The following is a 19,239-nucleotide window of genomic DNA, read 5'->3' as shown; positions in this document are numbered from 1 at the left end:
TAGTAGACATGATGGTTCGCCTCTTTGATTGCCTAACTCTAAGACTAGCTTAGAGGTGAGGCGGACCATCTAATTAAGGCGAGCATCAACAGCTCGCCTTTCAATAGAATTTGCTCTTTATTACATAATGCGTCGGAAGAAGCTGCGCTTAGATGACGCTTTGCGATCTTTGCGCATTGCAGCCCGAATTTCTGAACGGGTTCCTGCCAACCAGGAATCTCTGTCGACTTTAGCGGCATCACCACGGCGCTTTTCTTCAGTTCTTCTGAAGCTGCAGAACTGGCGATAAGAACGCAAATCCAATGACATGTCCTGAATGACCAACTCGATCATGATGGCGTCATCTAAAAAGCCCAGTACCGGAATATCATCTGGTACCAAATCCTGCGGTTCGCTGAAGTAAATTAAAGACGTTAAGATATCTTTCTTCTCGTCTTCCGGCATTTGCCATTCTTCATCTTTCACGGCGGCGATAAGATCCGCCAGTGAACTGACACGAGACTTCACAAAATCCGGCTGGTTCGACTGCTCCATTTGACTGACCACTGCCTGTGCTTTTTCAAGCACTTCATCTTCCGACAGGCCACTATTTTTTTGGATAGCTTCCTGCATAAGCTGTTTAAAATGAGCTAAATCTGCGTCTGATAATTCCAGATTGATTTCAATTGTCACGCTGAATTCCTCTGTAACACTTTGTTGTAAATTATTTTAATATGCCCAACCATAGTTAGCCAGAGCCAAACTGTCAATCGTTAAAACTCTGGCAAACGGTTTTCCGCTGCAATTTTAAATGGGCGATCCCGGTGGCATTACCGGTAAGGCAGCAGGTTGCCAGCTATCGGAATGAATTGCCTTTGGCAACCGATATAATTCGAACTCGATATGCCGTTTCAGCGCCTTACTGATATCCTGCCGTCCCTGTAATTGTTGCAGTGACTGCTGAATTTGCTGCAGTGCAACAAAATACTGTTCTTTGAGTACTTGCGGCGTTTTTGCACTGTGCAATTTATTGAGATAATTGCTGTTGATCAGCGATAAACTCTGCACCTGAATCTCCGCTTTAATACCCGTGTACAGCTTATCAAACAAACTCTTGTGGATTGCGACCAGCAATTCCGGTACCGCAGGTATCTTGCCATCAACGGCGCCCTGTTGTGACAGACGCATCAGGCGAGCGTCGTCCAACAAGATATTAAGTGTGTGTTGCACCGCCTTTTGAGCCAGAGCAAAGCGGTCGAACACCACCCCCATCGCCCCATCATTACTTTCTCTGCTGCGATAACTACTGTGAACTTTAGGTAGTATCAGTGCCGCGGCAGCATCACTGATATTCAGAAAGTCAGGGGACAGGGTTTTTAACAGTGCCTCAATGGCCTTTTCTTGTTGTTCAGCACTCGCGGGTAAATTGCCGGGCTGCCCCTGCCCTTTGATTGCGTAGTGATATTGATAGCCACCAATATATTTTCCTGCCGCTATGGCCTGATAGCGATGAAAATAATACAGCGGGATTAGTATCTCTTCTAAGTCTGAATAGGCGCGATTCACTCTGAGCGACGCTTCGCCAAACCTCTTTAGTGCTTGCGCCCGCAAGCGGATAACCCGATTCAGTTCCTCTACAGCATTGTCGCCGTTGTCCCATAAACTGGCCAGCGGATGAGCGTCGCTGATATCACGTGAATCGGCATCAGAAATAAACCAATATCCCTTTTGCTGATTCTCCTGCAACATTGCCGCCCGTAACAGAGCAGCATCGCGGGAACCAAAATCAGTGTAGGCGTAGGCGATAGCCCGTTTGTCCCAGATACCCAAAGAGTCGGTATATGCATTTTCCGCGTGGATTGTGCCACCACGCAATTCAAATAGCGGATGCGGGTAATCCATCACCGACGCACGCCCGTAAGCACTGGCGGCAAAATTGTGTGCTAACCCCAGAGTGTGGCCTACTTCGTGAGCAGATAATTGTTTGATGCGATTAATAGCCAGGTTTTGTAACTGACTATCTTCGGTGGCCTCTCCCGCGAAGGGCGATAACATGGCCTGCGCAATCAGGTAATCCTGACGAATGCGCAACGATCCCAGAGACACATGGCCTTTAATAATTTCACCGGTTCTGGGGTCGATAATACTGGCGCCATAAGACCAGCCCCTGGTGGCCCTGTGAACCCATTGGATAATGTTATAGCGCACATCCATTGGGTCGGCGTCTTCAGGCAACACCTTCACCTGATAAGCATTTTTATAACCGATGGCTTCAAAAGCGGCCGCCCACCAACGGGCGCCGTCTAACAAAGCTGTTTTTACCGGGTCCGGCACCCCGGCATCCAGATAATACACAATTGGTTTTACAGCGTCAGACATAGCACTGCCCGGGTCCTTTTTCGCCAGGCGATGCCTTGGTATCCATTGTTGTGTCAGCGACTCGTTGACAGGCTTGCCGTAATCCTGGAATGAGTAGGCGAAATAACCACTTTGTGGATGATACTGCAAAGGCTGATAACCCGGTTCAGGTAACGCCACGAAACTGTGACGAATACGCAAAGAAACGTTTTTGGCATCGATCGCCACCTGTCTGACATATTCACCAGGTTCTGATCCGGTGAATGTCAGGCGTGCTTCCAGTTCGGTATTCAGAGGAAATGATTTGTAACTGGCAGCGTCAACGCTGGAGCGCGATACATCCAGCTTAAAACTACCTTGTTTAGTTTGCTTTAATCGGTCAGCCACTTCATGGGTGTCACGCAACAAAAACTCAGAAGCGTCCAATAACCAGTGAGTTTGGTTTTCATCCACCAGCGGAAATTGCCAGATTATCGCATTGGCAAACGAGTCCTGGATAGCCTTAACCTCAACCGGATTGTCAGAGGTGGCGCGATATTCGGTGTTTTCCTGAATTAACAGAACTTTGTTACCCGAGGGTTGCAGCGACACCAGGCGGGTATGTCCCAGTTGCCCCCTGTCCAGTCCCACATCATTGGAACCAAGCCCATGAGGTAAACTGGTTTGATAAATAAAATCCCCCAGCGTCCTGGCGACTTTTAAATAGGTTTTGTCCTTCGATGAATCATACCAGACATCAATATAGCCTGACTTTAAGTCTTCCTTTTTCTCTAAAAGTGCGAAATTTAGCTCTTCTGAACTCGCCTGGACCAGGCTAACAAACAAGGCCAGCAACGAAAATACACATAGCTTTAAAGTCGCAGGAAAACCGCATTTGATGTGCTTCATATTGTTATTCCATTTAAGTTAGTTGTTTTAAAGCACAATGATAATAGCGAGCCTGAAACAATTCTGAAAGCGCTTTACTATGATAAGTGGGTCTATCTTTGATCGGGCAACCAAAGGTGGAAATGCAGTGCCGGCAACGCCCCTTTGTCCACCTGCACCTTACCATTGAGACGGTTTTGTACTATGGTTTTCACCACAAATAAATCCAGACCACTGACCTCCTGCAGGCTCAGTGTTCTGGCATAAAACGGGGCAAACAAATCTTCCGCCCGTACTTCCTCTGACAAACCCTTGCCATTATCCTTAACGACGATATTCAGTCCACCAGCGCCCTCATTGATTGCAATATAAACTTCAGTTGCAGCACCGTGATGCCAGGCATTGATCGTGAGTTTTTTAAGCACGTCTATCAGAGGTTTTATCGGTAACAAACGCACCTTATCGGTTGTGTCATCTAACAGGATTGCCACATTGTCCTGTATGTCTTGCGGTAAGGTTGCTTTCAGTGTTTTTAGCAATTCAGTTCCCTTAATGGGGGTACGGATCACCTGCTGCTCTTCCGGGTTCAGTTCCTTAAAGCGCTCCACCACATTAATGGATTTATCCAGGCTGCTTTTAATCACCTGACCACTTTGTTGCACAACATCCAGAAAATTGCGCAACCGGGCTGCGGTGAGTTTTTGTGCAGAAAGGTCCTGTTCCACTTCCGTGGTTTTGCCGGATACCACTGACTGAGCGGTATTGGCTGTACCCAACGGGGTATTGAGATAATGGGCGACACCTGCCACCAGCGCTTCCAGTTGATTTACCTCCCGCTTGTGGGCGGCAATTTCAAATGCCTGCTGTTCCACCTGCGCGGTAACATCAATGCAGGCACCTTCATAAATAATGACATCAGAATCCGTTACTTTGCGCACAGAGATCCGCACCCAATGCTCGGTTCCCTGAGTTGAACGAATTTTGGTTTCAGCATCAGCCACGCCGTAATGGCGCAAATCTGACAATAATTTCAGGTAATCTTTCTGGCGGCAGTACACCGAGCGGCTCTGCACTTTGGCGGTCACCAGCGCCTGTTGTGACGGGTAACCAAATAACTTCAAAAACGCCTTATTAGCTTCGATAAAATGATCCTGTTCATTGACTTTAAACATGGGAATTGGCGCATACTCAAATAAGGCGCGGTAATGTTCCATATTTAGTATCGCCAGCGTTTTCGCGCTGTCGGCCTCCTCTCTGGCCACCTTTTCACGCTCCTGAATATCGACAATGCGTGATGCCAGGCCAAATGCTATCAAGGTAAAGTTGAGGGTCATGCCCACATCGAAACTGTGAAACAGAATATCGCTGTAAGCCAGTAAACCCAGCGCGGTCATCGCTTTAGCAATGACCCCCACCATCAAACAAACCCAGCCCAATACCAAATACACCGCGGTCGTTACGCCACCTCGCCAGGCCCTGATAGCTAAAACCATAGAATACAAAGCAAATGTGGCGTTCAGTAAGTGAGTCACTATCTGAATGTGATTGTAAAGTCCGACAACAGACAACAGCACTAACAAAGCGCACAATACGGCGTGGGCCTGACAGACTTTGTAATCCACCGGGTAGTATTTTTTCAGCGGTAAAAACACGGTCAGAAACAACGCATAAGTCATTCCACCCAGTTGCCCCCAGACCACCGTCAACATATCATTGAAGTGCGGCCAGACAGGCAACAGGTAGTAGCGAAAATAGCCGTGCATGGTAAGGTTAAACAAGGTAAATGCAGTGGCAAACGCCGCATAATACAGATAACCTGGATGCCGCAGTCGGATCCCACCAAACAGATTCAGCAGGATCATAAACAAAGCGCCCCCGGTTAATCCGGACAACAGGATATTATTGAGGGACTCCGTTTCATTAAAATGCGCCTTGCCGGTCAGCAACATAGGTACGGTGTAACTACTGCCTGTTTTTACCCGCACATAGATTTGGGTTTGTCCGGCATTAAGCGCCAATGGCACCACCAGTTTGCGATGTTGCACTTCCCGTGAAGCCGGAGCCAGGTGATCGCCAGAATATTTAACGACTGGCGGAGCATCCCCGGGCTGTTCAATAAACACCTGAATATCATCCAGAATGGCATAATCAAACAACAGATAAGGTGAGGCACTGATATCGGACTGAATACTAAAACGAAACCATGCTGCTTTACCGGGTTTGTAGCCAAACGATGCGGAATTGCCCCGTAGTACCTGCCAACCAGAGGCTGCCGATTGTTGCATTTCAGGGTAGGTGACTGCGTCATCCACAAACCTGTATTCGCTGTAGTTGGCCAGGTTTAAGCGATACTGTTCCCCCATTGGCAAGATTACTGATGCTGAAAGCGCGCTAAAAGGCAGCAAAACGCCAGCCAATAAAAGCCACAAGCTTAAGCCTGAAAAGAGGCTGACACCGGGAAGTGCCATAGATTGAACACAACGGCTAAGCCGCTTGCAGAAATCCCGACGCCCGAGAATCATAGGCAATGAATATAATGGTGCATATCCATAAGGTTAAGAGATAAGCACCGATTGTCAATTTGCGCAGCGGGAATAGTCAGGCGGTTAGGTCAAAAGTTGTTCCGGTTGATTCAGATAGGCCTGCATCGCCTGAAACTGCCGACCGACGTGCAAACCATCAGCCACACCATGATGCACCTGCACAGCAAAAGGCATCAGGGTCTTGTCACCGTGAGATTCGTACTTGCCCCAATAATAGCGCGGAATCGAATCCACCGGATTCATATGCATCGCATGACTAATACCTTTAAACGCCACCCAAGGAATACAGGAAAGATATATCACATCATCCACACCCGGTTCAGTATGTAGCACTTTATCTTTCACTGACAACGCAATTTGCTGCCTGACGTCATCACAAAAAGCCAGCAAATCTGATTGATAGCGAGTGCGACAATGATAGTACAGTTCATCATCGCCTAACACCGTAAACGCCGGGTCCACTGAGGTGTGCAAACAGACTTTGCCATCGCGAATGCGATAGCGCATGTTGTCCATTTCATTGGCAGTGCGGGAAATTAAGTACAGTATCAATGCGAAACTGGACATAGAGTGAGTTTTACAAAAGGCCAGCGCGTGGCTGACATCTAACTCCCCCACAACATTAAAATGGGGCATATCAACCCCCTGAAACATTTCAAAATGTCGCCTTCTTGGCCAGTTTTCTAAATCAATCCAGTGCATATCAAACCTTGTTAAATCCGGGAGCTCGCTATCATAGTGAATCCCGGCAACCATTGAAACTCTGTGTCCTTCGGGTCCAAAGCGATAATCCTGGTGATTATTTTGCTTGCCGGGCATCGCTACCGTTAAGATAAGCAGTATACGCTTTCAGTTAAGAATATAAGAATAACGATGAAAACCTGCGCCAATTGCCAAATAACGCTTTCTGATACCGACAATTTTTGTCCAGAGTGTGGCCAGAATACTAAAAGCCATCGTCAACCCTTTCCGCTGTTCATGAGAGAATCACTGCACGAGTTATTAGATATTGATGGCCGTTTAATGCTTACTCTGAAAACCCTGTTGCTTAAACCGGGCCTGGCGGCTCATGAATATCAACAGGGTAAGCGTCAGAAGTACACCCCGCCATTAAGGCTGTATCTGGTGTTCAGTCTGCTGTTCTTCTTGTTGCTTTCGTCGTTTCTGCACTTATATAGTGACACGGAAGCCAGACCGGAATCCACCACAGAACTTTATTCCCGTATTATGTTTGTGCTGCTGCCCATTTATGCACTTTATGTAAAGCTGTTGTATCGCCATAGTTACTACATGGCTTGCCTGGTGTTCGCTATCCACCTGCACTGTGTCGCCTACCTCGTACTGTTGGTCACAGCCACGCTGGAAACCGCAGAACAACGACACCTGCTCTTTGTGCTATTACAAGTACTTCCGGCTGGCTATTTCGTCTGGTATGTTTTGCAGGCATTTAAAACTATGTTTCAGGAGTCCTGGCGGAACACACTGCTAAAATCAGCGGCCATTTATTTTGTTTATATGAGCACCCTGGGTTTGGTGTTTGATGTGATGCTACGCTGAGCCTGTTCGACAAATCACTTGCGCTTAAAAACTGCCGCGCTACCAGGGAAATACCAATCCCGCTACATATTTGACCAACTCAGTGATTTAATATTTAGTGGGATTGGTATAATATGACAAGGTAATAAAATCAACCAGGGAAATGGCAATGTCCGGAAACTCCAAAGCAGGTGCTATTGCAAGCATGTCACTGATCTGTGGCCTGTTGCTTAATGACCTGGTATTCTTCGGCAATCTCAATCTGTCCAACCTGCAGGTTGTTCTATTGGTTAGCCTGTTTATATACAGCTTTATCCGTTATCTGAAAGTCACCAAATCTGAATTAGATACGGCTCCTGCTGATATTACCCGCGCCTGTGCACCTTCCAAACACTGATTATTACAACAAGGAAACGCAATGCAGGTAATTGATATTAAAGCTTTTGTGCCCAGCAAAGACTATGAGCAATCACAGGCTTTTTATACCGACATTGGGTTTCAGTCAGAATATGTCAGCGATGACTTAACCCTTTTAAGCAACGGCGAATGTCAGCTCTTTTTGCAGCGCTTTTACAATGCCGAACTGGCAGACAATTTTATGTTGCAAATTTGCGTTTCCGATATCGACCAGGCCTACGCACTTTGCGCCAACACGCCATACAAAACCCAAATATCTGAAATTTCTCAGGAGTCATGGGGCAAGGTATTTTTCCTTTGGGGACCGGTGGGCGAATTGTTACATATCACTGAACTACACAACTAAATTCTGTGCTATTGCCTGTGAGAAGATCGGTTTAACCAGGGAAACAGTAATGCCCCGTTTATTAGTGCGTGTTTATTTTGCCCGGCTTTGCCCTTGCAGCGGCATTTTGGTTTAAGTTGTTTCCCGGTAAGCGCAAAAGTAAATAGGGGTTCGGTTATTCGATTCCTAAAATCTGGTCCATCACCCAACCGGTATGGGCTGCCGACTCTCCGGTAGAAGGGTGAGGTAAACCGCCGACGAGTGCCTGCTGCATACTCTGAACGTGATGCAACTGGATATTTTCCGGATGTTCAATCCAAAACTCCCGCCGTTCGCCCCCTTTCAACAACACAACCGGCCCTTCGTCAAACACTGAAAACTGAATCTCACCTGCGCTGCCATACAGGGTTACCTTGTCTTCGCGGGCCGCACTGCCAAAATTCCAACTACCGGAACCCGTCGCACCTGAAGCGTGTGACCAACAGGCTGATATAGCGTCATATGCAGAATAGAACTGTTGTTGATTTCTGGCGATACCTTTGACCTGGATATATTCTCCTAATAAGTAAGCAAACAGGTCCAATCCATGGCTGGCCAAATCATCAAAATAGCCACCGGGTGCAACCTGTTTGTCAGTGCGCCAGTTATACCCACCAGAGCGATCCAGTTCGCTGGCGGCTTTACTCAGATGCCAGTTAACATGCCTGACCTGGCCAATTTCGCCATCGTCGAGCAAGGTTTTCACCTGATTGAAACGAGGTAGTGTGCGACGATAATAGGCCACAAACAAAGGCAGCTTTGCTGCAGCGAAGGCACTAACTATCGCCTGACAATCGGCATAAGAAGGGGCTAATGGTTTTTCGATACAGCAAATTTTACCGGCAGCAGCGACCTGTAACCCATATTGTTTGTGGCTGTCCGGCGGCGTGGCAATGTACACAGCATCGATATCACTGTCATTGATTAATGCATCGGCGCAGGCATAGTGCTTGTCAATCTGATGGCGTTTGGCGTAATCCTCTGCCAGTTCGGCATTGCGTCGCATCACTGCTGCCAGTTTAAACCCGGGGGTTTTCTTATAGGCCGGGCCACTCTTCACCTCGGTAACTTCGCCACAGCCAATAATGCCCCAGTTGATCTGATTTCGGTTATCCATTTAAAACTCGCCTGTATGGTGTCATGCATTAATCAGGTTTACGTCGGGGCTTACCTTTGTTGCCACGCCGGTTCTGATTTTTTTGTTTCGCCTGTTGAAATTTCTCCCGTATCTTAGCCCGTTGTTTTTTGGGCAATTTTTGAAATTTATCAAAAGCTCCCCGCATTTGCTGGCGTTGTTCCGGCGACAATTGTCTGAATTTCTGGAATTGCTCTTTCAGGTGCTGGCGTTGTTCTGGCTTCAACGCCTGCCAGGTATCAAAACGCTGTTTGATTTGCTGCCTTTGCCCACTATCCATTGCCAGCCATCGATCCGCTCCCAAGATCAGTTTTTGGCGGTGCTCATGAGACAGATCAGCCCAGTTTTGTTGTGCATTTTGCAATACCTGCTGCTGCTGTCTGGATAGGTCCTGCCACTCCACCGCATAAACCGAATGACAAAACAACAGGCAAATTAACAGTGTAAATCGCATCATGGCTTGTCCTCCTGTTCAGTATTGGTTGTAGTTTCAGTGCCCGACTCCTCCATGAGCTGGCTAAGTTCGGCGTCAACCAGATTGATAAATCTGTGATAATCCGCTGCTTTGATATCGCCTATGGGCAATGAATTTTCACCTTTTGTCAGCATATCAACAGGTGCCATAAGCTCGCCTTCCAGCACTTCCATTTCTGCCAAAAACTCCAGAAACGACAGGTCGGGGATTTCAGATGTTTTATCTTTGTCAGCCAATGAAGGGGCCGTCAGCAGCGTCATCATCATACTAAAGATGACCCTCTTGCTGTTGTTCTGCCAACCAGCTTGCAAACTCCAAATCCTCCAGCATGGCCAGTTCTTCGGAAGGCATATCTGTTGTCAGAAAATCGCCAGGCAGAACGGGCACGGTATCAAAAGAGTTATAGCTTACTAGTACTGCCACAACGACCGCAACTGCTGCGGGCGCCACAAAGCGAAACTGGTGTACCAGCACTTCCCGACGCAGACGCTCCCACAAAGGTATAGTAACTGCGGAACGCGTGCCTCTGGCTTGTCTGGATCGGGCAGCACTTAAGGCTGCCATCCGGGCCTGAGCGATATCCGCCAACGCATCATCACTCAGGGTTTCATTAGCCTGCTCTAACGCGGCTACCGCCTTTTTGCTGATCTGTTGTTCAGATGACGATGTCATGTTGCTCCTCCAGTACCGCTTTTAGCTTTTGCACAGCTCTGAAAAAATGTGTTTTAACACTCCCCTGGGAACAGCCCATAATATCGGCCGTTTCCGCGACAGAGAGACCTTCCCAACTGCGTAACAAAAAACATTGTTGTTGCTTCAAAGGTAACTTTTCTATTGTCTGTAACATATCTTGTTGCTGTATCACTTTGTTTAACGCCTGTGCCGGTGCATCCATTTTTTCGTCGGGCACCTGCTCACAGAGTTCGTCGCTATCGTCTTCATTTTTTGTTGTCCGCCAAAAAAACAATCGGCTCCTGGACTTTTGCTGGCGATGCCAGTCAGTGATGCGGTTGTTTAAGATCCGGTAAAACAGTGGTCGCCATTCATTGCCAGGACGATCCCCGTAATTGGTCACCAGTTTCATCATGGCATCCTGCAATATATCAATGGCGTCAGCATGCTGCCCAACCGCCAGTAACGCCATCCGGTAGGCCCGCTTTTCAATATGCGCGAGAAAAGCATCCAACGAATCAAACACTTCCTGGTCACTTGTTGTGTGATTGTCTAACATCGTAGCAGCTGATGTCATAGCGATTGTTCAGACGACGAAACAACCAGCAACGCTGTCATTCCGCATCTTACAGAACTCCTTTTTTACGGCCTCTATCAAGAAAAACGGACCGCAGGTTATTTGGTTGACAGGTACCGGACTTTTTTTAAAAATAATTGGGAATATCCCGCACCACCCGGCCGTTTTCTTAAATCAGCTTACGGGTGCCGTCCGGTCAACATCGAATTTGCCCACAGACTGGCAATTTATGCAGCTAAAACTTACAACAACCGATCCAAAAAGCAATAGCCAGATTAAGCCCGACATCAGATTATATCGCTAATCTACAGAGCAAAACCTGGGACAAACCGGGGCCTGCAGCCCGAAACTCACTTTTTATACAATAAATGTAATAAATACTTTGACATTCGGGGCTAAACTCGGCAGAATTCGCACCCTCGAATTTACAGTTGAATCGTTTTGGGAGTGTTATCTTGGCTAACATCAAGTCTGCTAAGAAACGTGCAATTACGGCAGAAAAGAGCCGCCAGCACAATGCAAGCCGTCGTTCTATGATGCGTACTTATATAAAAAGAGTACGTGCTGCTATTGATGCAGGTGAAAAGAACGCCGCTCAGGAAGCATTTGTTGCTGCTGCGCCTATTCTTGACCGTATGGCAACTAAAGGTTTGATCCACAAGAATCAAGCAGCTCGTACTAAGAGCCGTCTGACTGCTCAGATCAAAGCTTTAGCGTAAGCACATAAGTTTCACAAAAAAGGCGTCGCAAGACGCTTTTTTTGTATCTGCAATTCACCTTTTTCTGCGCCTCTCCCCCCAAAGTATTCTCAAGACATCCTGATAGCAATCAGTTAAGATGTTAATCTCAAATGCGAACTATAAAAATCAAATACTTATGCTTAAAAAACTGTTAGCTACCGCTATTTTATTGTCCGGCGCTACCTGCTGGGCTGACACCAAAAACGACATTGAAGCATTAAAAAACGCCTCCTCGGAAAGCCAACTGGCATACGAAGTTGTCGCCTCTCTTACACGTGAAGTAGGCCCCCGTATTGCGGGCAGTGAAGGCGATAAAAAGGCCGTGCTCTGGGCTGAAGATAAGTTGCGTAGCCTTGGCTTTGACAAAGTTTACAAGCAACCGGTTCGGGTGCGGAACTGGTCCCGAGGACTCGCAGATGCCAACATTATTAAGCCGTTTGAACACAAACTGGTAGTAACCGCTTTAGGCGGGTCTGTTGCCACTCCCGAAGCCGGCATCACAGCTAAGGTGATCATGGTGGATTCGCTGGAAGATTTAAAAACCCGCTCAGTCGATGAGATAAAAGGCAATATCGTTTTTATTAACAAACGCATGGAGCGAGATAGAGCGGGTAAAGGTTACGGCCCGGTCGTGATTGGTCGCTCCAGGGGCGCGATTGAAGCAGCCATGTTAGAGGCTCAGGCGGTGATTATCCGTTCAGTGGGTACCGACCAAAGTCGCTTTGCCCACACCGGAGCAATGCAGTACAGCCCGGATGTGGAAAAAATTCCGGCAGGCGCCCTGTCCAATGCCGATGCTGATACACTGGAGTATATGTTCAGCCAGGAAGCTCCTGTTAAAATGCACCTCAATGTGCAGGCTAAAGAGCACGGTTGGCAGACCTCCTACAATGTTATCGGGGAAATCACCGGTACCGAAAAGCCAGAAGAAATAGTACTGATTGGCGCACACCTGGACTCATGGGATGAAGGAACCGGCGCTTTAGACGACGGTGCAGGTGTGGGAATTGTCACTGCAGCGGCCACCCTGATAAAAGAAACCCTGGGGGCAACGAAACGCACCATCAGAGTAGTGCTTTATGCCAATGAAGAATTTGGGCTGATTGGTGCAAAAGAGTACGCCAAAGCCAACGAACAAGAACTGGGGCAAATTATCGTGGCCGCAGAATCTGATTTTGGTGCCGGCCAGATTTATCAATTAGACACCCGCTTTGCTCCTGCAGCCCTGCCTTTTGTGAAAGAGCTTATGCAGCATTTAGCGCCACTGGGTATCGAAGAAGGCACTAATACCGCTACAGGTGGCCCGGATATTTCCATGCTACCTGCGAAAGGGGTACCGGTTGTGTCTCTGCGTCAGGATGGTACTCACTATTTTGATTACCACCACACACCCAACGATACGCTGGACAAAATTGCGCCTGAAGACATTCAACAAAACCAGACGGCCTATGCGATATTTACCTATCTGATGGCCAACAGTGACGTGGACCCGCGCCCGGCCCCGGCATTGCTCAAATAATCACAGAAACCGGTATTGCGAGGGACTTCTCAATACCGGTAATTTAAAATACCAGCACCAGGTTCGACTTAAAATCCTTTCGCAAAAGGCCACAAAGTTGTTGTATCCTAGCCCCTTCAAGACTTGTAAGCGTATTTAAATCCCGGCGTTTTTCAGATGGAAAAGAAAAAAGACATCAATAAACCACAACACAATGCATTTCGTATCAATGCCAGGCAGGTTAAGCTCATCGTTGCAGGCATCATACTGTTTCTGCTGGTTATCTTCCCCAAACCACAGCGTATTACTTATGAATACGCCAATATGGTGACTGTCGGAACATACTGGGATGGTCTGTTTGGGCCTGGTGTACTTTTTGATTCCAATGCAAAATTTGTCCGCCTGGATGAAGATACCGAACACTTACATGTGTGTTTTGCCAGGGAAAATGACAATTGTCTGCGCTACAAAGTAATTAAAAACACCGGATTTGGCGGTTACATTTCATCCTGGTTTGAAGAAGATTAGCCGCCAGAATTTGCGCTTTTCATCATGGGGTTTGCTCAGAATATCGCCATTTGGACTACTTAACCAGCCGCTACTGCGATTCTTCAAGTAAATGTCATAATACCCCCTAATCTGTCATCCTATGTTCACTACTCGTTAACCGAACTGTCACTCCGGCTTTTTACCATTGGTTACCAATATAGCGCCAAAGGGACAGAGACAAGATGACCACTCAACAACACTTCAGAACCGTTTGGATCTCGGATATTCACCTGGGATACAAAGACTGCAAAGCGGATTATCTCTTAGACTTTCTGAAGCGCAGTAAAATAGAAACCCTGTATCTGGTGGGCGACATTGTTGATATGTGGGCCATGAGCAAACGGTTTTTATGGCCGCAGGCTCACAATGAGTTGTTTCACTATCTGTTAAACCTGTCCCGCTCCGGCACGAAAGTAATATACCTTCCCGGTAATCACGACGAGCCTTGTCAAAAGTATGATGGTATGTGTTTCGGTGATGTTGAAATTCACCGGGAATACATTCACACCACCGCCGACGGTAAAAAGCTGCTATTACTGCATGGCGATATTTTCGACAGCGAAGTGTGTTTCGGGCCCGTTACCGCATGGATAGGTGATAAGGGCTACGAATTGTTGTTGTTTTTAAACCGTTGGTACAACAAAGCCAGAGCCTGGTTGGGTTTTCCGTACTGGTCTTTAGCTGGCTATATCAAATCCAAAATTTCAGGTGCCAACGAAGCGATAGAACGCTACCGCGTGGCCAGTACCAATCGCGCCCGGGAATTAGGTCTGGATGGCGTTGTATGTGGACATATCCATCATCCTGAAGTGGTAGAAATGGACGGCGTAACCTACTACAACGATGGTGACTGGATAGAGAATTGCTCTGCTCTGACAGAAAATAAACAGGGCGAAATAGCACTCATAACCTGGACTCAAACCGCAAACCAGGAAGCCACCGTGCATGCGATTTCAGATTTGCAGAAAGGTCGCCAGGGTCAAAAGGCGGCCTGAGCTGCCTGTTCGGGGGTAATCCCCACAGTGCCCCGTTAAACGGGTGATTGTCTGCTACACATTTTCAACCGTTTGTAACAAAACGGCCATCTTTGCTTCGTATTTTGTTCATGAATCCGTCATACAATCACCCGCAATGATTCATGACATCAACGCCAAGAGGCCCGCTCAATCACATGTTTTCGGTTAATGACATTCTGAATAAACACGCCCCTAAACTGGCCCAGAAACCCCTGCTATTTAAACCTGTCAGCTTCCTGTTAAGACGATTGATGCATGAAAAAGAATTCCAGGAATTTGCTGTAAACTATCCGCATTTACAAGGTATCGAGTTCATTGAGCAGGCCCTTGAGCACTTTAATTTTACCTATTCCACCCGGGATTCTGAAAAAGAGCGAATTCCCCGCTCCGGGCCGTTGGTGATAATCGCCAACCACCCGATCGGCTCTCTGGACGGTCTGGCATTGATTAAGCTGGTGAGTGAAATTCGCCCGGACGTTAAAGCACTGGCCAACGAGATGTTAATGGCGGTAAAACCACTGGAAGAATTGTTGTTTCCGGTCAATGTAATGGGTGGAAGCACCGCCAAACAAAACATAGCCCGCATTCAGGAGCATCTTAAAAATCAGGGAACCATCATTGTATTCCCTGCCGGCGAAGTGTCCCGAGTACGTCCACAGGGCATTCGGGATACTAAATGGAACACCGGTTTTGTGCGCATGGCAAAAACCGCTAAAGCCCCCGTTTTGCCCATTTTCCTGGAAGGCAAGAACTCCTGGTTGTTTTACGCCACATCCATGATATACAAACCATTAGCGACTTTTCTGTTAGTGGATGAAATGTTCCGGCAGCGCAATAAACACCTGCCTATGCGCATCGGCCAGTTGATCCCCTACGAATCATTCAGTGAAGCACGACTGAACAACCGGATTCTCACTAAACTATTTAAGCGCCACCTGTATCGCCTGGTCACCAATAAGGCCGAAATTTTTGCAACTCAAAAAGCAATAGCGGCCCCGGAAAATCGCCAGGTGTTAACCAAAGCGATAAAAAAAGAATGCGAGTTGTTAGGTACCACGGCAGACCACAAAGAGATCTACCTGTACCGTTATACCGGCAGTTCCCCCATCCTGAGGGAAGTCGGACGCCTGAGAGAAATTGCCTTTCGGGCAGTTGGTGAAGGCAGTAATAAGCGCCGCGACACTGACCATTATGACAACGATTACTTCCACCTGATACTGTGGGACAAAGACGAACTGGAAATTGTCGGAGCTTATCGCTTTGGCGATGCCCAAAAACTCAAACAAGAGAAAGGTTTAAAGGGACTCTACTCCGCCAGTTTGTTTCAGTACAACGAAGCCATGGACCCTTATTTTCGTCAGGGTCTGGAATTAGGTCGCAGTTTTGTGCAACCCAAGTATTGGGGTAAACGCTCTTTGGACTACCTTTGGTATGGTATCGGTGCATTTTTGACTCGTTACCCTCAGTACCGCTATCTGTTTGGCCCGGTTAGTCTGAGCAACAGTTTTCCACAAGCGGCAAAGGATCTGATGGTTGAATTTTACCAATTGCATTTTGGTACAGAAGTAGAAATCGCCCGCTCCAATTACCCCTATCGCCTGCCAAAAGATCTGCAGGGAAGTTTTACCGGGACGGACTACAAAACCGATTTCGTGACCCTGAAACACTTACTCGCCAACATGGGGATGGCAATCCCGACCCTGTATAAACAATATTCTGAATTGTGTGAGCCCGGTGGAGCGCAGTTTTTAGGATTTGGGGTTGATCCTGATTTTAACGATTGCGTAGACGGGTTGATATTAGTGGATCTGATGAAACTCAAAGCCAAAAAGCGGGCGCGCTATATGCCAGAAACCATTATAACCGAAGCCGAAGACACAGAATCACAATGCCCAGCCCAACCTGACAATGTCGTGCAATTAGGCGGTCTTTAGGGCATCAGTCCGGTAAATCCTGCCTGGATTTGGGTACCAGGTAAGTCGCCCTGGCCCGTCTCAAGGATTCGGCCAGGCTGACAGTAAGGTGAGCGTGTTTTTTGTGTACATAATGCCAGGCGTCAAATTCAACAAGGCTGATACTGGCGAGATTAACCGGGTCAGTAATACCATCTAAATTACCATAGCCACTCACCCCTACGGTAAGCACATAATTTAGCCGGGAATCGTTACTGAGCATACTTTTTATATCAGGCGACGAAAACAAAAAAGACTGTGCGGCGTGCTGGCTTAAAAACTCTATAGCGGTCAGACTGCCACTGCGCACACCAATGATATTGCGCTTGTTTTGTAAGGCACCCCCGTTGCAGGGCACAGTTTTGCGACAAAACAGCAGCAACTCGCCTTTGGCGATGAGCACCGGTACCCTCAGCAGATTAGGGTGCGAGGCTTCAATGATCTGGGTTCTGACCAGTTCGCCATCCAGTATCCCCCGATTGCTCATTCTCAGGGAGCGGTCACCCGGTAATCGCTCAAAATGCACCTCGTAACCGATATCTTGCCAGGCCCGGGCAATAATATCCTCATAGGGCAGAATGTAATCCACATCCTGCACCAGGCCTATCACCACAGATTTATCCTGCACCTGCTTGCTGTCCATTGCGACGGCTGACAGACAGAGCAACATCAGACACCAAACACTTTTACCGGGCATCTCTGACAAAACCTTTCCTTTGCTTATCTCTGGAACTCAAGTCTAGACAGAAAATGACAAATGTCACCTTAAAGTCATGACAACCTCCTCTACAGCCGTGCAGCGTTACTGTGCAAAATAATTTCAACGTCCAACTTTAAGCCTGAGAGATTGTGCAATGAACAATGCCATAGTAAAGATAAAAGAGCTGTCAGTGACTTACGGTGCCACCAGGGCATTAAGTCAGATTTCGTTAGATATCAACGCCGGAGAAGTCCTGGCACTGTTGGGAGAAAATGGGGCGGGCAAGAGTACCCTGATCAACTGTATTCTGGGTCGCTTAAAAGCCAATTCTGGTGAAATCACTATTTTTGGTGCTTCACCGGGGGAACAAGCGGCCAAACAGCGCACCGGCACGATTTTACAAAGTGCCAATCTTCCGGATAACAGCACGGTGGCAGAGCAAATCGAATTGTTTCGCAGCTACTACCCAAATGCCATGGACAGCGCGCAACTATTTCAACTGGCCATGCTTGACGGGCTGCAAAAGCGACGTCTGAGTAGTTTATCTGGAGGTCAAAAGCAGCGCCTGTTTTTTGCATTAGCTGTGTGCGGCAATCCGCAGATTATTTTTCTCGATGAGCCTACGGTGGGTCTGGACACTGGCGCCAGAAGGGAATTCTGGCAATGTATCGAAAATCTGAAAAACAGCGGTGTCGCCATTGTGCTGACCACCCATTACCTGGAAGAAGCCGAAGCCCTGGCAGACCGTGTAGTACTGCTAAAGCAGGGGCAGATTATTCATCAGGGTACGCCTGCCGACGTTAAAGCCAAAGCACTGGGGAAACGCATGAGTTTTTGCAGTCAAGGGCACACCGGGCAGATTGAGTCATTTTTTCACAGTCTTAACCATGCAACACAAAGCATACATGATCTGGTCATTAAAAATGGCAAAGTGACATTGACCACCGCCACCCCGGAAAAATTACTCAGAGAATTATTAAACAGCAACTTTACTATCACTGACCTGACCGTTGAGAGTGCCCGACTGGAAGACGCCATATTAATTCTCAGCGATCAGTCCTCTTCACCTGTAGCCAAACCGGAGCAAGCCGCATGAACACAAGTACCCCAAACTTATTGAGTATTTTTCAACTGGAAGCCAAAACTGACATTCTGAAAACCTTTCGCACCGCGGGCTTTGTGTTACCCAGCCTGCTGTTTCCTGTCATGTTCTACACCTTTTTTGGCATTTTATACGCACCGCAGGACAATGCTGCAGTGTCACAGTACCTGTTGGCCACCTACGGCGTATTTGGCGTCATGGGACCCGCGCTGTTCTCCTTTGGTGCCGATGTTGCAGTAGAAAAGGACAGAGGTATGCTGGCACTGAAACAAATAAGTCCGATGCCCATTACCGCTTACTTTTCGGCAAAAGTGATGACTGCCATGGCCTTTGCCGGCATTATCATTGTATTGCTCTATTTGGTGGCAGCACTGGCAGGGAATGTCACTATGCCTGCCTGGCAGTGGCTTAGCACCGCGTTGCTGTTACTGACCGGCGTTTTACCCTTTTGCGCCATTGGTCTGTTTATTGGGCTCAAAGTTAAGGCGCAGGCTGCGGCGGCTGTGGTTAATCTTATCTACCTGCCCATGTCATTTTTATCCGGATTGTGGATCCCGGTTATGCAGTTCTCTGCGCCATTACAAAAGTTCGCCATGCTTTTACCGCCCTTCCACTTTTCACAGTTGGTATTAAAGGTACAAGGGGCTGATATCGGTATCGCATGGTGGATACATGTTATAGTACTGCTGGCTTATACCGGACTGTTTGCCTGGCTGGCGCAACGCGCCTTTAAAGCCATGGAAACCCGTTAGTCCCTAT

The 19,239-nt window shown here is 47.6% G+C and carries 20 protein-coding genes; 10 read left to right on the top strand and 10 right to left on the bottom strand.

What is annotated here, in order from left to right; translation table 11 throughout:
• Positions 1–120: 120 nt before the first annotated feature.
• From AC0J20_RS07810 to AC0J20_RS07795, 4 genes are all read right to left on the bottom strand, one after another.
• Entirely contained in the window at positions 121–672 is a 552-nt protein-coding gene (locus AC0J20_RS07810; RefSeq protein ID WP_229528699.1) for a YkvA family protein, read from the bottom strand.
• Between the two features lie 114 nt (positions 673–786).
• Positions 787–3,225 carry a zinc-dependent metalloprotease gene (locus AC0J20_RS07805; RefSeq protein ID WP_473021258.1) on the bottom strand — a complete coding sequence of 813 codons (2,439 nt, stop codon included), beginning with the start codon at positions 3,223–3,225 and terminating at the stop codon, positions 787–789.
• Between the two features lie 92 nt (positions 3,226–3,317).
• Positions 3,318–5,672, bottom strand: coding sequence for a 7TM diverse intracellular signaling domain-containing protein (locus AC0J20_RS07800; RefSeq protein WP_473021257.1), 2,355 nt, complete (start codon positions 5,670–5,672; stop codon positions 3,318–3,320).
• 138 nt (positions 5,673–5,810) lie between these two features.
• Positions 5,811–6,449 (bottom strand): CatA-like O-acetyltransferase, encoded by a 639-nt coding sequence (locus AC0J20_RS07795; RefSeq protein WP_473021256.1) that lies wholly within the window; start codon positions 6,447–6,449, stop codon positions 5,811–5,813.
• Between the two features lie 171 nt (positions 6,450–6,620).
• Here AC0J20_RS07795 and AC0J20_RS07790 point away from each other — a divergent pair, with 171 nt between their 5' ends.
• From AC0J20_RS07790 to AC0J20_RS07780, 3 genes are all read left to right on the top strand, one after another.
• Positions 6,621–7,304, top strand: coding sequence for a DUF3667 domain-containing protein (locus AC0J20_RS07790; protein WP_473021255.1), 684 nt, complete (start codon positions 6,621–6,623; stop codon positions 7,302–7,304).
• 148 nt (positions 7,305–7,452) lie between these two features.
• Positions 7,453–7,680, top strand: a complete 228-nt coding sequence (locus tag AC0J20_RS07785; RefSeq protein WP_229528694.1) for a hypothetical protein — start codon at positions 7,453–7,455, stop codon at positions 7,678–7,680.
• A 21-nt stretch (positions 7,681–7,701) separates the two neighbouring features.
• Positions 7,702–8,046 carry a VOC family protein gene (locus tag AC0J20_RS07780; protein ID WP_473021254.1) on the top strand — a complete coding sequence of 115 codons (345 nt, stop codon included), beginning with the start codon at positions 7,702–7,704 and terminating at the stop codon, positions 8,044–8,046.
• A gap of 154 nt (positions 8,047–8,200) precedes the next feature.
• On the opposite strand, the gene AC0J20_RS07775 is transcribed toward AC0J20_RS07780, so the two are convergent.
• Genes AC0J20_RS07775 through AC0J20_RS07755 form a run of 5 tightly spaced genes read right to left on the bottom strand, consistent with a single transcriptional unit; the run spans position 8,201 to position 10,923 of the window.
• Positions 8,201–9,181, bottom strand: coding sequence for a Gfo/Idh/MocA family protein (locus AC0J20_RS07775; protein ID WP_473021253.1), 981 nt, complete (start codon positions 9,179–9,181; stop codon positions 8,201–8,203).
• 28 nt (positions 9,182–9,209) lie between these two features.
• Positions 9,210–9,656 carry a DUF3106 domain-containing protein gene (locus tag AC0J20_RS07770; RefSeq protein ID WP_473021252.1) on the bottom strand — a complete coding sequence of 149 codons (447 nt, stop codon included), beginning with the start codon at positions 9,654–9,656 and terminating at the stop codon, positions 9,210–9,212.
• Complete coding sequence (locus AC0J20_RS07765; RefSeq protein WP_473021251.1) at positions 9,653–9,940, bottom strand: hypothetical protein; 288 nt, start codon at positions 9,938–9,940, stop codon at positions 9,653–9,655. The genes AC0J20_RS07770 and AC0J20_RS07765 overlap by 4 nt, the downstream gene beginning before the upstream one ends.
• Before the next feature lies 1 nt (position 9,941).
• Positions 9,942–10,346 (bottom strand): hypothetical protein, encoded by a 405-nt coding sequence (locus AC0J20_RS07760; protein ID WP_473021250.1) that lies wholly within the window; start codon positions 10,344–10,346, stop codon positions 9,942–9,944.
• Complete coding sequence (locus tag AC0J20_RS07755; RefSeq protein WP_473021249.1) at positions 10,330–10,923, bottom strand: RNA polymerase sigma factor; 594 nt, start codon at positions 10,921–10,923, stop codon at positions 10,330–10,332. The genes AC0J20_RS07760 and AC0J20_RS07755 overlap by 17 nt, the downstream gene beginning before the upstream one ends.
• 455 nt (positions 10,924–11,378) lie before the next feature.
• Between AC0J20_RS07755 and rpsT the strand changes: the two genes are divergently transcribed.
• From rpsT to olsF, 5 genes are all read left to right on the top strand, one after another.
• Complete coding sequence (gene rpsT, locus AC0J20_RS07750) at positions 11,379–11,642, top strand: 30S ribosomal protein S20 (protein ID WP_229528687.1); 264 nt, start codon at positions 11,379–11,381, stop codon at positions 11,640–11,642.
• 157 nt (positions 11,643–11,799) lie between these two features.
• On the top strand, positions 11,800–13,182 hold the full coding sequence (locus tag AC0J20_RS07745) for a M20/M25/M40 family metallo-hydrolase (RefSeq protein ID WP_229528686.1): 1,383 nt from the start codon (positions 11,800–11,802) through the stop codon (positions 13,180–13,182).
• 156 nt (positions 13,183–13,338) lie between these two features.
• Entirely contained in the window at positions 13,339–13,689 is a 351-nt protein-coding gene (locus AC0J20_RS07740) for a hypothetical protein (protein WP_229528685.1), read from the top strand.
• Positions 13,690–13,892: 203 nt separating this feature from the next.
• Positions 13,893–14,705 carry a UDP-2,3-diacylglucosamine diphosphatase gene (locus tag AC0J20_RS07735; protein ID WP_229528684.1) on the top strand — a complete coding sequence of 271 codons (813 nt, stop codon included), beginning with the start codon at positions 13,893–13,895 and terminating at the stop codon, positions 14,703–14,705.
• Positions 14,706–14,881: 176 nt separating this feature from the next.
• A complete protein-coding gene (olsF, locus tag AC0J20_RS07730; RefSeq protein ID WP_473021262.1) occupies positions 14,882–16,660 on the top strand; it encodes a bifunctional ornithine lipid synthase OlsF in 1,779 nt (592 codons plus the stop codon).
• Between the two features lie 4 nt (positions 16,661–16,664).
• Here the strand turns inward: olsF and AC0J20_RS07725 are convergent, their stop codons facing one another.
• Complete coding sequence (locus AC0J20_RS07725; RefSeq protein WP_229528683.1) at positions 16,665–17,384, bottom strand: hypothetical protein; 720 nt, start codon at positions 17,382–17,384, stop codon at positions 16,665–16,667.
• A gap of 148 nt (positions 17,385–17,532) precedes the next feature.
• On the opposite strand from AC0J20_RS07725, the gene AC0J20_RS07720 reads away from it, so the two are divergent.
• Positions 17,533–18,474 carry an ABC transporter ATP-binding protein gene (locus AC0J20_RS07720; RefSeq protein ID WP_473021248.1) on the top strand — a complete coding sequence of 314 codons (942 nt, stop codon included), beginning with the start codon at positions 17,533–17,535 and terminating at the stop codon, positions 18,472–18,474.
• A complete protein-coding gene (locus tag AC0J20_RS07715; protein WP_473021247.1) occupies positions 18,471–19,232 on the top strand; it encodes an ABC transporter permease in 762 nt (253 codons plus the stop codon). Before AC0J20_RS07720 ends, AC0J20_RS07715 begins: the two co-directional genes overlap by 4 nt.
• Positions 19,233–19,239: the final 7 nt, after the last annotated feature.

It is taken from the genome of Planctobacterium sp. R6 (assembly GCF_055755215.1).
This window is presented reverse-complemented; position numbering and strand designations above follow the sequence as displayed.